This is a genomic window from Neptuniibacter sp. QD37_11, assembly GCF_047778105.1.
GTDB lineage: Bacteria > Pseudomonadota > Gammaproteobacteria > Pseudomonadales > Balneatricaceae > Neptuniibacter.
The window spans coordinates 1,175,428-1,188,551 of record NZ_CP180552.1; the positions used below are offsets into that span (position 1 = coordinate 1,175,428).

The 13,124-nt window shown below is 44.6% G+C and carries 14 protein-coding genes; 4 read left to right on the forward strand and 10 right to left on the reverse strand.

Going from position 1 to position 13,124, the window contains the following annotated elements; translation table 11 throughout:
• Nucleotides 1–5: 5 nt before the first annotated feature.
• From ACMXYT_RS05245 to ACMXYT_RS05290, 10 genes are all read right to left on the reverse strand, one after another.
• Nucleotides 6–1,100 (reverse strand): lipid A deacylase LpxR family protein, encoded by a 1,095-nt coding sequence (locus tag ACMXYT_RS05245; RefSeq protein WP_415911958.1) that lies wholly within the window; start codon nucleotides 1,098–1,100, stop codon nucleotides 6–8.
• 81 nt (nucleotides 1,101–1,181) lie between these two features.
• Nucleotides 1,182–1,520 carry a YdbL family protein gene (locus ACMXYT_RS05250; RefSeq protein ID WP_415881782.1) on the reverse strand — a complete coding sequence of 113 codons (339 nt, stop codon included), beginning with the start codon at nucleotides 1,518–1,520 and terminating at the stop codon, nucleotides 1,182–1,184.
• Between the two features lie 12 nt (nucleotides 1,521–1,532).
• Nucleotides 1,533–1,733, reverse strand: coding sequence for a YnbE family lipoprotein (locus tag ACMXYT_RS05255; protein WP_415881781.1), 201 nt, complete (start codon nucleotides 1,731–1,733; stop codon nucleotides 1,533–1,535).
• Nucleotides 1,734–1,764: 31 nt separating this feature from the next.
• On the reverse strand, nucleotides 1,765–4,101 hold the full coding sequence (locus ACMXYT_RS05260; RefSeq protein ID WP_415911959.1) for a YdbH domain-containing protein: 2,337 nt from the start codon (nucleotides 4,099–4,101) through the stop codon (nucleotides 1,765–1,767).
• 30 nt (nucleotides 4,102–4,131) lie between these two features.
• Nucleotides 4,132–4,530, reverse strand: a complete 399-nt coding sequence (locus tag ACMXYT_RS05265; RefSeq protein ID WP_415911960.1) for a hypothetical protein — start codon at nucleotides 4,528–4,530, stop codon at nucleotides 4,132–4,134.
• The gene (locus ACMXYT_RS05270) at nucleotides 4,530–5,168 is read right to left on the reverse strand and encodes an O-methyltransferase (RefSeq protein WP_415881778.1); all 639 of its coding nucleotides are present in this window, start codon (nucleotides 5,166–5,168) and stop codon (nucleotides 4,530–4,532) included. Before ACMXYT_RS05270 ends, ACMXYT_RS05265 begins: the two co-directional genes overlap by 1 nt.
• Nucleotides 5,169–5,333: 165 nt before the next feature.
• Nucleotides 5,334–6,497 (reverse strand): glutathionylspermidine synthase family protein, encoded by a 1,164-nt coding sequence (locus ACMXYT_RS05275; RefSeq protein WP_415911961.1) that lies wholly within the window; start codon nucleotides 6,495–6,497, stop codon nucleotides 5,334–5,336.
• A 7-nt stretch (nucleotides 6,498–6,504) separates the two neighbouring features.
• Nucleotides 6,505–7,098 (reverse strand): DUF1190 domain-containing protein, encoded by a 594-nt coding sequence (locus ACMXYT_RS05280; protein ID WP_415911962.1) that lies wholly within the window; start codon nucleotides 7,096–7,098, stop codon nucleotides 6,505–6,507.
• A 13-nt stretch (nucleotides 7,099–7,111) separates the two neighbouring features.
• Nucleotides 7,112–7,513, reverse strand: a complete 402-nt coding sequence (locus tag ACMXYT_RS05285) for a DUF350 domain-containing protein (protein ID WP_415911963.1) — start codon at nucleotides 7,511–7,513, stop codon at nucleotides 7,112–7,114.
• Nucleotides 7,514–7,529: 16 nt separating this feature from the next.
• Nucleotides 7,530–8,579, reverse strand: a complete 1,050-nt coding sequence (locus ACMXYT_RS05290) for an ion channel (RefSeq protein WP_415911964.1) — start codon at nucleotides 8,577–8,579, stop codon at nucleotides 7,530–7,532.
• A gap of 152 nt (nucleotides 8,580–8,731) precedes the next feature.
• Between ACMXYT_RS05290 and ACMXYT_RS05295 the strand changes: the two genes are divergently transcribed.
• From ACMXYT_RS05295 to ftsA, 4 genes are all read left to right on the forward strand, one after another.
• Nucleotides 8,732–9,118, forward strand: a complete 387-nt coding sequence (locus ACMXYT_RS05295; RefSeq protein WP_415887523.1) for a hypothetical protein — start codon at nucleotides 8,732–8,734, stop codon at nucleotides 9,116–9,118.
• Nucleotides 9,119–9,124: 6 nt separating this feature from the next.
• Nucleotides 9,125–10,567 carry a DNA recombination protein RmuC gene (gene rmuC, locus ACMXYT_RS05300; protein ID WP_415911965.1) on the forward strand — a complete coding sequence of 481 codons (1,443 nt, stop codon included), beginning with the start codon at nucleotides 9,125–9,127 and terminating at the stop codon, nucleotides 10,565–10,567.
• An 18-nt stretch (nucleotides 10,568–10,585) separates the two neighbouring features.
• On the forward strand, nucleotides 10,586–11,206 hold the full coding sequence (locus ACMXYT_RS05305) for a gamma-glutamylcyclotransferase (RefSeq protein ID WP_415900537.1): 621 nt from the start codon (nucleotides 10,586–10,588) through the stop codon (nucleotides 11,204–11,206).
• A gap of 653 nt (nucleotides 11,207–11,859) precedes the next feature.
• Complete coding sequence (gene ftsA, locus ACMXYT_RS05310) at nucleotides 11,860–13,101, forward strand: cell division protein FtsA (RefSeq protein WP_415881770.1); 1,242 nt, start codon at nucleotides 11,860–11,862, stop codon at nucleotides 13,099–13,101.
• The last annotated feature ends 23 nt before the right edge of the window (nucleotides 13,102–13,124 follow it).

Sequence of the window (13,124 nt, forward strand, 5' to 3'; positions counted from 1 at the left end):
ATAGCTTAGAGACTATAAGAGTAACTTAAGCTCAGTGAACCAAAGGAATGGCCGTCGGGCTGGCCTTTAAACTCTTTGCTGCGATGGACTTTGGCAAACGACAGTTTCCAACCTTTATATAGAGCCGCGATACCTACTGCGGCTTCGCCAACTAAAGGTTCTTTATCTACAGAGTGACTGCTTCTAAAGGTATTTCCATCAAGGAAGATATCTCTTAATACCCAGCGTCCATCCATCGACGCAAATGCGTGAACACCCAAATTATTGTCACGGCTACCGCGCTGGTAGCGTCCATCTCCCAAACCTGGCGCGCTATTATCGCCACCACTGCGTAGGGCAGATGTGCCAAAGTCTTGGGGTAGATTCCAACCGACACGCACTTCAGCACCAGCGTTTAGATAGGTCGCAACATTACCGAGGCTACCACCGCCATGAAAGATGGTATCGTATTCAAACAGTGGAGAGATCGGACCTTCTAAGAAGCGATATTTATGTTCGTAAACAAGTTGAATGCCGGGCTCGTTTTTAAGCTGGTTATCCCAACCATTAAACTTTTTAAATCCTCGCAGATCATGAATAAAGTCTTGAGCTTCTTCGCCAAAAGCCCAGGGGCCGACAATACCGATATTTAGCTCTGCTGTATTCATCGAGCGGCGGGTACGGCTATGGTAAGACAGACCACCGTAAAGCCATGCTGCATAAGGACGATCATTGGGATCAAGGGTGAAACGTTCGAGATCTTCTGGGGTGTAGATCTGCTGACCTAAGCTCACAACAACATTACGTTGTATCGGTTCGCCAGTTGGATTGGGTGGATCGAACCTTGGTAAATAGGGGGCAACTTTGCCTACCCACTCTGGCAAATTAGGATCGTCCAGATGGTTGCTCACATTAGGGGAGACCCAAGAGGCTTTAATACCGTTGGTGTAGTTTTGGTCTGTTTCGGAAAACAGATCATTCTCAAAATAAAGATTGAGCGTCCATGGATTAGATTCATTAGCGTCATTGGCTAAAGAAGCGATGGTATCAGCTGATGCGGTGCCTGTACTGAGAAGGGTAGCGGTTAACGCTGCAATCAGTTTTGGGCTATGGGCTGACATTCGAACGTCCCTTTCTTTGTTGCGAGTGGTTTTGGATAAAATTAGCCGAAGGGAAATGTCCCCTCGGCTAAATCTTGAAAACTACTTCTTACGCCACTTGCCGTTTTGTAGCTGGATAAATTGTCCAGCAGGTGTGCGGTCCTGAAGGCGTTGACCCATACGTAGTTCAAATACGGTACGCTCGACACCAGCTTTTTTAGATCCTTTGTCATAAGCTGCGCGGCGCTTTTTATTAATGCCAGCAACCAAAGATTTTAGATCTGCAGTTGGCTTTGAGGTCACTATACCTAGATAGCCGTTGGTACGCTCACCGATTAGACCTTGAGCTTTGGCATCGTCTTTAGAGATAGCCCAAGCAGGTGTTGCAATGATTGATAGCGCTAGGGCTATCATGCTGAATAGCGTTCGAAACTGTTTCATCATCATACCCCTTTAAAAAATATCGCTGTTTTCTGTGAGCAGTTCATCAATTTCCCTATCAACCTTGACCAGAATCTCGTGCTCAATTTTAACATTGAGGTTAATGGTAATAGGTTCGCTAGGTACCGCGACTTCCACGCGGGGTGAACAACCGCTCACACCAGCCAACGCAATTGCTAACGCAAAAGGTGGGAGTAAATGGGTTAATTTCATGGTTGTTCCTCAAATTTGGTTTCAATCTGCGTTAACGGTAACGCTTCTCGATTGTCTTCGTCAATTTATCTGCAAACTGTAATGTTTTGATTAACTTAGGAATATTCTCTTCCACATTAATCGTGAAATCTACCGGATGGCCATTTTGCCAATCTGGATTTCTACCTTTTAAACGGGTTTCCAATAAGGCCGTACCATCCGCTAAATAGTTAAGCCCTATATCCAGCTCTTCATAGTGAAAATTCTGAAGCGCTTCTATCGCCATTTTTAAGCCAACATTCGCCGCAGCATAGGCTTGTACTGCTGGGGTCGGCTCAAACAAAATTTTGCCCCCAGGCGGCAAGCCTTTGATTACACCATCAGTGATGGTAAAAGCGTTATCTTTGTAAGCTAGAGGGAAACTTCCCCCCAATTTACCTTCACCGGATAAGCCTTGCTGCCTTTCCAAAGCCATCACCGCGCCAAGATCTATATTGTCTACCTTAACCTGACTGGTGATATCGGGCTTGCTTGGGTTGAACTCGAAATCTGAGAGGCTAATTAAACCCTCAAAAAGTTCAGCCTGCATACCCTTCAGTTTAAGCAGGTCACCGCTGTTTCGCTGCTGATACTGATAACTTGTTTGCACATTTTTGATTTCAACTCCTGTTGTAACCTGATCCAGCTTAATGCTGCCTGTATCGCGTAATCTACCTGAAGTAGAGAGTCGGGAAGTTGAATCTAAATTAAGCCCTTCGATTAAGGTTTCATCCCAGCTTAGATTTGCTGCTCTGATGCTGTTGTTAAATTGTGCTGAGAACTTGCCGTTCTTTAAGTTACCGCTGCCTTTGTGGAAGAATGTGCCTTTAAGCACGCTTAGCTCTTTTGGGATAGGGGCGTAGGCTTCTAGTGAGCGATCAATCGCTTTTAAGCTGATAGGTTGTACGGACCAATTTAGCTTAGTGTTGCCGTTACTTAAGGTGGTATTTGCACGGCCTTTCAGATCTAGCTTTATAGGAGTGTTGCTCGATACCTGATAGCGATTGCTTAACTGATCTTTATCCCATGTGAATTTAGAACTCAGTTTCAATTGTGGAAATTGGGTTTTCCCTTGGCTCAGGTTTAGCTGAGGGATAGCAATCGAACCGGAAATATTAGACTTAGCCAGATCAATGGAGTCGAGGCTTAACTTAGAACCTATAGGTGAAACATGAATTCCCTCTAGTGCAATCGCACCGGCTTCAATATCTAAATGCAGCGGTGATACATCTGGTATCAAAGCACCATCTAAAAGCAGTTCGCCTATATTCGCTTTGATCGCGAGTGGCTTTTGTAAGGTCGCTTTCAGGTTTTGTATCGGTTCTTTTAAGCTCGGGTGCTTTAGCTCGGGGACTTGTATATTGGTGTCGGCATTAAGCGTGATCTCCGCTTCTTTCAATGAGAACTTAAGCGCACCTTCTAATTCGGTAGAGGCTTTTTCTAGAGACGGAATTGGGTTAAACGCAGTTATTTTTGCCTTACCGGTTTGATCGATCTGGATACTTTTTAACAGTTCATCTGGCGAGAAACGAGTTTGTAGCGGGAAGTGAATTTTGCCCTGCAGTTCGACCATACCTTCCAACTTAGGAATAGGTAGGTTGTGCAATTCGAGTTTTTGTCGCCAGCTTTGCAGGCCAGCCAGTTGGATCTCTTGCGCTGAGGTTAAAGTCAGTTTGTCATCAAACGAGAGATCGCCTGCAATATTAAAGAACGGCTCCTCATCCTCTAACAACCTAAACGTAAATTGATTTTGCTTGTTCAGATTCAGGTCGCTCCAACCAAAATCTTTCTCGTCTCTTAAGGCTTTGACGCGGCTATACAGTTTGTCGTCTTCAAATAGCAGTGCGCCGATAAATTGCCAATCGCTTTGGTTCTCCGGGTAATCCAATTCTAGAGTGACTTGTCCAATTCGAATGGCATCAATCGGGATCTGATTAAACCAAACCGAGGGTAGCGCTTGGCTTAGATCAACCACTTCATTATTGCTCTCACTGCTCTGTTCTGTGGTGTAGGTGATTTTTATATCTGAGCGCGGCATTGATAGCAGTTTGAGGCGCTGCTCCTGCCAGAGTGTATAAGGATTAAACTGTAGGGTGATATCGCTGGATTGATAACTGATGATCTGAGTAGGGGTGTGTTTTTCTAGTTTTACATTAGCGATATGCAGCTCGTTCCAGCTAGGTGTTTGCATATCCAGTTCAACAGCGGAGAAGTCATTTTGCTCCAACCAATATTGTAGGCTTCTGTGTGCAATAACAGGGGAGAAAAAGTAAGCGGCTAAAGGTAGGGCAATTACAAAAGTGAAAGTTAAAAGGAGGCACGCCCATAGTATTTTATGACCTCTGCGCATACTGCCTCCCTTAAACGTACAGCGGTGCTGTTAATCCAGTTCTATATCGTACAAGCGTTCTACGGCATCTTTGAGGTGGAAAATAAGTTCGCCATATTGATCAGTATCGTTCTCTATATCGATATCGCCTAATCGATCAGCGGTTTCTTCTAGAGATTCGCCGCGATTATCGACGCCATGATCCGCTAGCAACCAATACATCAGACCGTAAATCTCAGCAACAGTTTCTACTTGGTCTAAATCTTCGATAATGGCATTGCGGACTTGTTGTAGTGCTGCCATTAAAGGTGCTTTCTCATCGGTATCGAGATAAAGCTTTAGCACCGCATCTGCAGATTCGATTGTATAGCTTTCCTCAGGTGTAGCTTCGTTACTGTTAAGTGCTACCTGAGGAGTGTCTGAATTAATCGCACTGATTAGGTGTCGCATTAACGTAGTTTCCGTACCACATTCATACCGTCGCGAACGGTTAGGAAAAGGTTTTCTACATTTGGATCTGCAGCGATCTCTTTGTTTAGATCGACTAATACGTCATCAATGTCAGATTCTGGCTGTAATACTTTGCCAGACCACAACATGTTATCCAGAATGATCAGGCCGCCTGGGCGCGTCATTTCCAGAACCTTGTGGTAGTAGTTTAGGTAGTTGCGCTTATCAGCATCGATGAAAGTGAAGTCTAGCTCCATATCCAGCGTTTCGATGGTTTCGATCGCTTTGCCGAAGATTACTTCGATCTTGTGGCCGTGAGGGCTACGATCAAAGAATGTTTTGGCAAAGTCGATTGCGCGAGGGTTCGTTTCGCAGCAGATGATCTTGCCATCTTCTGGCATGCCTTCTGCGATGGATAAAGCGGAATAGCCAGTGAACATACCAATCTCTAGTACGTTCTTTGGTTGGTGCAACTGTGCAAGAAGTTTTAGCGTTCTGCCAACTAAACGGCCAGATAGCTTCTGCGGCCAGCCCATGTTTTTGTTGGTTTCATCGATCAGCTCTTGCAGCAATTCAGGCTCAGCTGTAGTGCTTTGAAAGGCATAATCTTCAATTGCTTCGTTAACCAAAAATTCCACTTAAATCTTCTCTAATCTAGGTTCGACGGCGTTAGTTTAACGTTGTCGAGGGTGATAAAAGTCATGACCCAAACTGAAAAAACAGCTTTTATTGGGCGTTATATAAATATTGCCGCGCATAATACCATTTTCTAGCCTGATTGCGTTACGACTGACTCATCGCTATTAAAGGATGATATGCGGTAAAAAGCGTGAAAGATCCTGTGTAATCGGTTGCTTGTCTTCTCTTAGGGAGATACCAGCGGGTTGATCGTCTATTAACCAGCTACCGATCAGTGTGTGATTGTCGCCAAATTTAGGTAATGGATGGCAAGCCTGAACGATGTATCCCTCTTCACCGTAGGGCCCTTCTGCTTTCGCTACTACTTCGCCTTGATTAACGATGCTGATATTGGCGCCTTCGCGAGAGAAGATCGGCTTGCGGACATAATGCGTAAGTTCTGCAGCACGGGGATCATCTTCAAAATAAGCAGGTAGTAGGTTGGGGTGATTTGGAAAGAGTTCCCACAATAAAGGTAGTAGTGCTTTGTTGGAGACTAAGCTTTTCCAGATCGGCTCTAGAAAGGTGGTACCGCTTGGAACAATGTATTCACCGTATTCTTCTCGCTGCATAAACTCCCAAGGGTAAAGTTTAAACAACCAGTTGATCGGTTTACCTAGCTGATCGACAAAGCGCTGGTCTTCATTGATGCCGATATCTTCTACATAGATGAAGTCGTTTAGTAGGCCGGCTTGTTGGGCGCAATCTTGCAGATATTGAACAGTGCCACGATCTTCGATCGTGTCTTTGCAACTTGCTAGGTGCAGTAAGCGAGAAGGCTGGCGAACTTTGAGTGCTTTGAAGCGCTCGATCAGTCGCTCTTGCAGGGAGTTAAATTGATCAGCATTACGAGACAGCTTACCGCGATCCACCTGTTGTTGAAGCCATACCCACTGCCAGAACCCAGTTTCATAAAGGCTGGTGGGCGTATCCGCATTATTCTCTAAGAATTTGGCAGGACTTTTACCGTCATAACAAAGATCGATGCGGCTGTAGAGGCTGTCTTCGCGGGCAAACCAAGAGCGCGCAATCTCATCCCAAAAGGCTTCGGGGATTTGAAAGCGTCGTAGCAGTTCCTCATCACCTACCACGTGCTCAACCACCGCCAGACACATCTGATGAATCTCAGCTGTTGGTTCTTCAATATCTTGTTCTATCTGTTCGAGAGAGAACTGATAGTAGGCGGATTCATCCCAATATGGCTCCCCATACATGGTATGAAAATGGAACCCATATTGTTCAGCAGTTTCGCGCCAATCAGGCCGCTCGGCGCAGGTGACTCTTAGCATCTACAGGTTAACCGCCATAAGAGCGACTGGAGATGGTTTTACCAAAACCACCGCGCCCCATAACGCGGGCACTACCTTTACTGCCTTTGAATGCAGAAGAGCTGACCTTAACTTTGTTCTTATGGTAATCACCAAATAGATCGCCAGATGAGCTTACCCAGCGATGAAAAGCAGGGGTGCCTCTTCGGGTGCTATAGCCTAATCCTCTAGGTCGGTCGAAATCGAGATCGAAGTCTTCCTCGGTACGATGATTTTCGCCCAACATAAAGCCCGTCATTAGCGGGATAAAGTAGGGGGAGTATTCGAAGCACTGATGGTTACCAAAATCATAAGTACAGTTGCTTTCACTACGATATCGAGGTGCGGTGCGTTTCCAATCTGCTAGCGCTTTTTGATAGGCGCTTTCACATCTATCGTCATAGCCTGGGTTATCTAGTTCACATGCAGTGACTGATTTGTAGATGTAACCATCTTCAGAATCACAGCCACTCAGTAGTGCAGCACCAGTAGCGACAGCTGATAGACGTAGTCCGTTTTTCAGCAATGTAGCATCAAATGCAAAATCACTTTTTTGCAGATGGTTTATTTTTGTACGTTTCATCCCTGATGCCTCCTTAGTAGGTCATAGAGGCTGCATTAATAATACCGATGGCGATCGATACCGCACCCAGTACGATACCAGCAGGTGTTTCTCCATCTTGGATGCGTTGGGTGATTTTAGGCATAAACAAACGTACAACCAGATAAGCGATTAACTGAGCGACAAGCGCGATAACTGCCCATACAGCAAAATCTACTAAGGATACGGAGTTGCTGATGGCGCTAGAAAGGGCAATGGTGAAACCGATGGTTGCACCGGAAAGCGCACAGGCAGCCGCCATGTTTTTTTCTTTAACTAGCGCCCAGTCATCATAAGGAGTCAGGAAGGTATAGATGACTTTGAATAGTAGTAGGGCAAACAGTGAAAGACCGAAATAGATAGCAAAGTTGGTAAGCCCGATAAGTAGAGCGTCCATGCGAGACTCCTAAAAATTATGAAAGTTGGGTAATTGCAGCCCAGTCCAAAGCTTTTAAACGGGACTGTGCAATGTAATAAATAGTGCAGCCTGATCTAACACGTTTATCGAGTGAAGGGTTCACTTCTGGTTTACCGTCGTTATCCAGATCAACAGCGATTAGAGTCGCGCCATAATTTTCTTTTAATGGCACGTATAGATCACGTACAGACATCTCTGGTAAACCTTCAGGTACGACAACGGAGAACTGGGTCATGCCTGTGGTTGTGTTGAGAAGTTCGTGATGCAAAATACTGGAGCCCGGGTCCATTGCTGATTTCACCAGCATCTCTGTAGACACAGATGGCGTGCACTCTATGGTTGGGCAGTGTTGTTTGAGCAGGTTACTCAAGCTCTCATCCCTGAAGTAGGTGATGATGTGTGCTTGAGGATTGCGATTGTAGATATTTAAAGCCGCGCTGAGTGTTTGATCATCATGCGCACAATCAATAATGATTGTGGAGGCATCTTCAATATTTGCACGATTTAAGCCTTCATCATCGTTTAGTGAAACGGTACGAACAAATTCGATGTGGCCTGGCATCGGATTTTCCATCTCATCGGCGACGCACAAACAGATCTCTCGATTAAGGTTGTTCTTGGCTTCTGTTTGGAGAAGTTTAAGAAGAGGCAGGGTGCGAACTTCGTTCCAGCCAACGACGACGATATGATTTGAGAGGTTGAGCTCTTTAAGACCCATAACACCTTTTCTCCATTGAAAAGCACTGAATGCAGCAAACTTACCGACGACGAGTGCAAATAGACCAAGACCGAAAGGAATAATGTAGAACGCAACTAATGCTTTGCCTGTTGCCGTTTCGGGAGAGAGATCTCCGTAGCCTACAGTCGAAGCCGTTACGATTAACCAGTATATGTAATCCGAGCCAGTGAGGTTGGATTCACCCGCCCATTCCAAAAACAACCAGCTACTTAGGCCATATAATAGAAGCAGCGCAAGTACAGCCTGCCATTTCATGTTCTTGAAATGACGGTTGAGCAGTTTGCGTAAGCTTTTGAAAACCTGCATTAAAAATCCGTGTACATGGAATTGAGGCGGGATTTTAATCTCATCTAATAATAGATGCAAAAGGGAGCCATTTCTTAACAGTGGGCCTTAAAAGCCTTACAATAGCCCGCCATGAGCGCCTGAAAAAGATCTGTTATGGGCGTAGTTATTAAATGATCCACAATGTTCTGGAGTTTAGTGTGCCTAGTATCGATCCTCTTATCATTTTTCTAGTCTCAGGTGTGTTCTCTATGTCTGGTGCGTTAAGCGCTGGTGCTATCAATAAACTGCCTGAAGAGGATAAGCCTGAATTCGCGCATAAGCGTAACGGTTTGATGACGATCGTTATGGCGGGTAACCTTGCTGCTGTCGCATTGCTATTCTCTATGGCGTACGGTTTCAGCAACCTAGACTGGTGGATCCCACTGCTATGTATGTTCATCACTTTCCCAGTGGTTCATTTAGTTATTCTTCAGCCGATGCTGGGTGAGTTGAAAACGCTGTTTATGTCATCGATTATTTCTGCGGTTTCCCTAGTCGTTTTATATCTCTATTGGTAATTTTCTATGCCTGAGCTGCTAGCTTCATTTGATCTGAATAGTTTGCTGCTGGGCGTATTGATTACAGGATGCCTGTTCTTCTTTATATACAGGCACCTGACTTCCCAAAAAGAAGATCTCTTACAGCAGGTTGCTGAAAGCGAGACCACAATAATCTCGTTAAAGGCGAAACTCGAAACGGAGTTGGCTGCGCAGCAATCTGCCTATCATGAAGTATCTATCCAAAAAGCACGTATCGAAGAGCGCCTGCATGCGCTAGAACCAAGACTACGTGACACGCTTACAGAAAAGCATCAGCTTGATAAACGCTTAGAGCAAACCAAGTTTGAGTTGGCTGATCGGAATGAAGTGATTGCGGATCTAGAAGCGAGATATGAAGCCACTCAAGAAGCGCATTCTGAAAAGCTTCAAGTGTTAGAGCAAGCTCGCCAACAGTTAAAGCAAGAGTTCCAGAATCTCGCTAACCGTATTTTTGAAGAGAAAGCTCAGCGATTCACTCAGAGCAATCAAGAGAATATGGGTCACCTGCTGACGCCTCTGAAGGAGCAATTGGGTGAGTTTAAGCGTCGGGTTGAAGACGTTTACGATAAAGAATCTAAAGATCGTCGAGCTCTCTATGAGCAGATATCTCATCTAAAACAGCTTAACCAGCAGATGAGTGAAGATGCGATCAATCTGACCCAAGCCCTGAAAGGCGAAAACAAAACTCAGGGTAACTGGGGCGAGGTTGTACTAGAACGTGCCTTAGAGGAATCGGGTTTACGCAAAGGCTACGAGTTTGAGCTGCAAGTATCAGCATCAGTTCAAGGTAAACGCTACCAGCCTGATGCGGTGATTCATCTTCCGGATGGTAAAGATGTTATCGTCGACTCAAAGGTTTCCCTTACGGCTTATGAACAATATTGCTCTACAGAAGATAAAGACCTGCGCGAGCGGATGTTGCGTGAGCATTTGATCTCGATGCGAGGTCATATTAAAGGACTGAGCGATAAAGCTTACCAAGGGCTAGAGGGTATTCGGTCTCTCGATTTCGTACTTTTGTTTATACCAGTCGAAGGCGCTTTCTTGTTGGCGTTAGAGAAAGAACCTAATCTGTTTAAAGAAGCGTTTGATCGCAACATCATGTTGGTAAGCCCTGCGACATTGATGGTGACGTTAAGAACTATCCACAATATCTGGCGTTACGAGCATCAGAATCAAAATGCTCAAGAGATCGCTCGCAGAGGTGGTGAGCTGTACGACAAATTCGTTGGCTTTATTGACGCTCTGGATGAAGTAGGGCGTAACCTGCAAAGAACACAAGCTGCTTTTGATACTGCGAATAAGCGGCTATCAACGGGGCGTGGTAATTTGGTGAGTCAGGTGACCATGCTGCAAAGCCTTGGTGCAGATGGCAAGAAGAAGCTTAATTCTGAGCTTGTTGAGCGCGCTTTAGAATCTGACCAGTAAAATTGATAGGAGATCTATATGATAAGTATTGTTGGATATGGCTCTCTTCTATCTGAAGCCTCCGCAAGGGAAACCATTCCAGGCCTTACGAACTTCAGGGTCGTAACTGTCCCCGGTTACAAACGTATCTTCAATAAAGTTGGTGTGGTGTTTATCAGTCGGCATAAGGCTGATCCTGACTCTTTACAGTTGGCCTCCTGCTCGACTTTACCTGCGCCCGGTTGTGAGATTATTTGCAGCCAGTTTGAATGTACTCAAGAAGAGTACGAGGCGCTGTTCGAACGCGAGCATCGGTTTAACTGGGTGGAAGTAGAAACTTTTATTGATGGTCAAAGCTCGACCGGGCTGATGTGCACAGGCTCAAGTGATCAGCACTACCGCTATAGCAAATGCCGCAGCGAGCAAGAATATCATGAGCGTGTAGGGCAGTTTTATGCGGGTAACCTATGGCGAAACGATATTCTGCCATTCCCGCGTTATCTATCCTTCTGCTTGAAAGCGGCAGCGTCGCAGGGAGAGGCTGTTTTGAATAACTTTCTCGACAATAGCTACCTTGCAGATGGCGAAACTACCATTCGTACTTACTTAGATAACAGCGGTTCAAATTGGCGTGAAATCGATAGCGCCTATCATTACTAAAAAGCTCTTTCTGAGCTGTTTACCCCTTTCTCAGTTTTATCCTCTTTATGCTTTCTAGGGCTCTCTACAGAGTCCAGTGTTGAGCTTGTTTTCTGGGTTTGAATATCCGCCTTATACCATCAAGAAATAATTGCTTTTTTGAGGCCAACTTGAGTGCGTTGAACAAAATTCATACAGATTTGCACAAGTTTATTGGTTGTTTAATGAGCATTAATTAATGGAGAGATAATCATAAATGGATTTTGATTTGTTTGTAAATCATCAAAATTAAATATTGATTTTATGTGATTATTCAAAACTTAATTTTGATATTTTAATTAATAATCAATATTGAGTTTTGATTTATAGTTAATTAATCAAAATTAAATTTTGATTTTTGTTGTTTTTTTAACCTATTGAAACGGTTGATTATATTTAAAACAATCGAGCCTGATGCTGGAGTGAGTGAACGTAGTTGTTTGAAATTTATAGAAAAAATTTTCTCAACAATTTCCGTAAGGTGCCGATAAGAAAAGATAGTGTTTTTTTATGAATTGATTTTACGGGCAAATAAACTTTCAGAATTTAAAAAAATTCATCGAAAAAAGGTTGGTTTGTTTTTAGTTATAAGTAAAATTAAGGTTGCTTGAAATAATATTGTTGGCACTGAATATATGACTGCTCACTCTAATATGATCGTTGCGCTAGATATTGGGACTTCCAAGGTGGTTTGCCTTGTGGGAGAGATCAATATCGACGGCTCAATCGATATTGTTGGTATTGGTTCACATCCGTCTCGCGGCCTGAAGAAGGGCGTGGTCGTGAATATTGAATCAACAGTGAGTTCTATCCAGCGTGCAGTAGAAGAAGCTGAGTTGATGGCAGGGTGTAAAGTTCACTCTGTAACAGCAGGTATCGCCGGTAGTCATATTAATAGCCTTAACTCTCACGGTATTGTCGCTGTTCGTGACCGTGAAGTAACAGATTACGATCTTGATCGCGTAATCGATGCTGCCCGTGCAGTTGCGATTCCAGCGGATCAGAAGATTCTGCATATCTTGCCGCAAGAATATGAAATCGATAATTCCGAAGGTATTCGTGAACCACTAGGCATGTCGGGCGTACGTTTAGAGGCTAAAGTTCACCTAGTCACAGGTTCGGTGAATGCCGCTCAGAATATCGAGAAGTGTGTACGCCGTTGTGGTTTAGAGGTTGATAACTTAGTGCTGGAGCAAGTTGCATCCAGTTACTCTGTTTTGACTGAAGATGAAAAAGAACTCGGCGTTTGTATGGTCGATATCGGTGGTGGTACTTCTGATATTTCGATCTTTACAGGTGGTGCGATTCGTCATACCGCTGTGATCCCTATTGCGGGTGATCAGGTAACTAATGACATAGCGATGGCTTTACGCACACCTATGCAGCACGCGGAAGAGATAAAGATTAAATATGCTTGTGCTTTAGCGCAGCTAGCAGGTCCCGATGAAACAATCATGGTGCCTGGAGTCGGTGATCGTCCAGCGCGTACATTGTCGCGTCAGGCGCTTGCTGAAGTTGTTGAGCCGCGTTATGAAGAGCTTTTCAATTTAGTACAAGCAGAGTTGCGTCGCAGTGGTTTTGAAGACCTGGTTGCGGCGGGCATTGTGTTAACGGGCGGTACTTCCAAAATGGAAGGTGCGGTTGAGTTAGCAGAGGAAATTTTCCACATGCCGGTTCGCTTGGCATCACCGCATGGTGTTCGTGGAATGGAAGATATTTTAGGTAACCCAATTTTTGCAACAAGTATCGGGTTACTTCAGTACGCGCATGAAGATCAGGGTGGCGAACCTGCTCAACCTGAGGTTGCAGAGATCGAGCTGGTTGAACAAGCAAGCGTACTAAGCAAGATGAAGACGTGGTTTCAGGGCAATTTCTGATCCCAGTCAAAGGCTAATCGGAA

Coding starts and splice junctions, on each gene's coding strand:
- ACMXYT_RS05285 (WP_415911963.1), bottom strand. CDS start 7,513: ATGGACGCTCTACTTATCGGGCTTACCAACTTTGCTATCTATTTCGGT.
- ACMXYT_RS05275 (WP_415911961.1), bottom strand. CDS start 6,497: ATGCTAAGAGTCACCTGCGCCGAGCGGCCTGATTGGCGCGAAACTGCT.
- ACMXYT_RS05295 (WP_415887523.1), top strand. CDS start 8,732: ATGATCCACAATGTTCTGGAGTTTAGTGTGCCTAGTATCGATCCTCTT.
- ftsA (WP_415881770.1), top strand. CDS start 11,860: ATGACTGCTCACTCTAATATGATCGTTGCGCTAGATATTGGGACTTCC.
- ACMXYT_RS05290 (WP_415911964.1), bottom strand. CDS start 8,579: ATGCAGGTTTTCAAAAGCTTACGCAAACTGCTCAACCGTCATTTCAAG.
- ACMXYT_RS05265 (WP_415911960.1), bottom strand. CDS start 4,530: ATGCGACACCTAATCAGTGCGATTAATTCAGACACTCCTCAGGTAGCA.
- ACMXYT_RS05305 (WP_415900537.1), top strand. CDS start 10,586: ATGATAAGTATTGTTGGATATGGCTCTCTTCTATCTGAAGCCTCCGCA.
- ACMXYT_RS05250 (WP_415881782.1), bottom strand. CDS start 1,520: ATGAAACAGTTTCGAACGCTATTCAGCATGATAGCCCTAGCGCTATCA.
- rmuC (WP_415911965.1), top strand. CDS start 9,125: ATGCCTGAGCTGCTAGCTTCATTTGATCTGAATAGTTTGCTGCTGGGC.
- ACMXYT_RS05260 (WP_415911959.1), bottom strand. CDS start 4,101: ATGCGCAGAGGTCATAAAATACTATGGGCGTGCCTCCTTTTAACTTTC.
- ACMXYT_RS05280 (WP_415911962.1), bottom strand. CDS start 7,098: ATGAAACGTACAAAAATAAACCATCTGCAAAAAAGTGATTTTGCATTT.
- ACMXYT_RS05245 (WP_415911958.1), bottom strand. CDS start 1,100: ATGTCAGCCCATAGCCCAAAACTGATTGCAGCGTTAACCGCTACCCTT.
- ACMXYT_RS05255 (WP_415881781.1), bottom strand. CDS start 1,733: ATGAAATTAACCCATTTACTCCCACCTTTTGCGTTAGCAATTGCGTTG.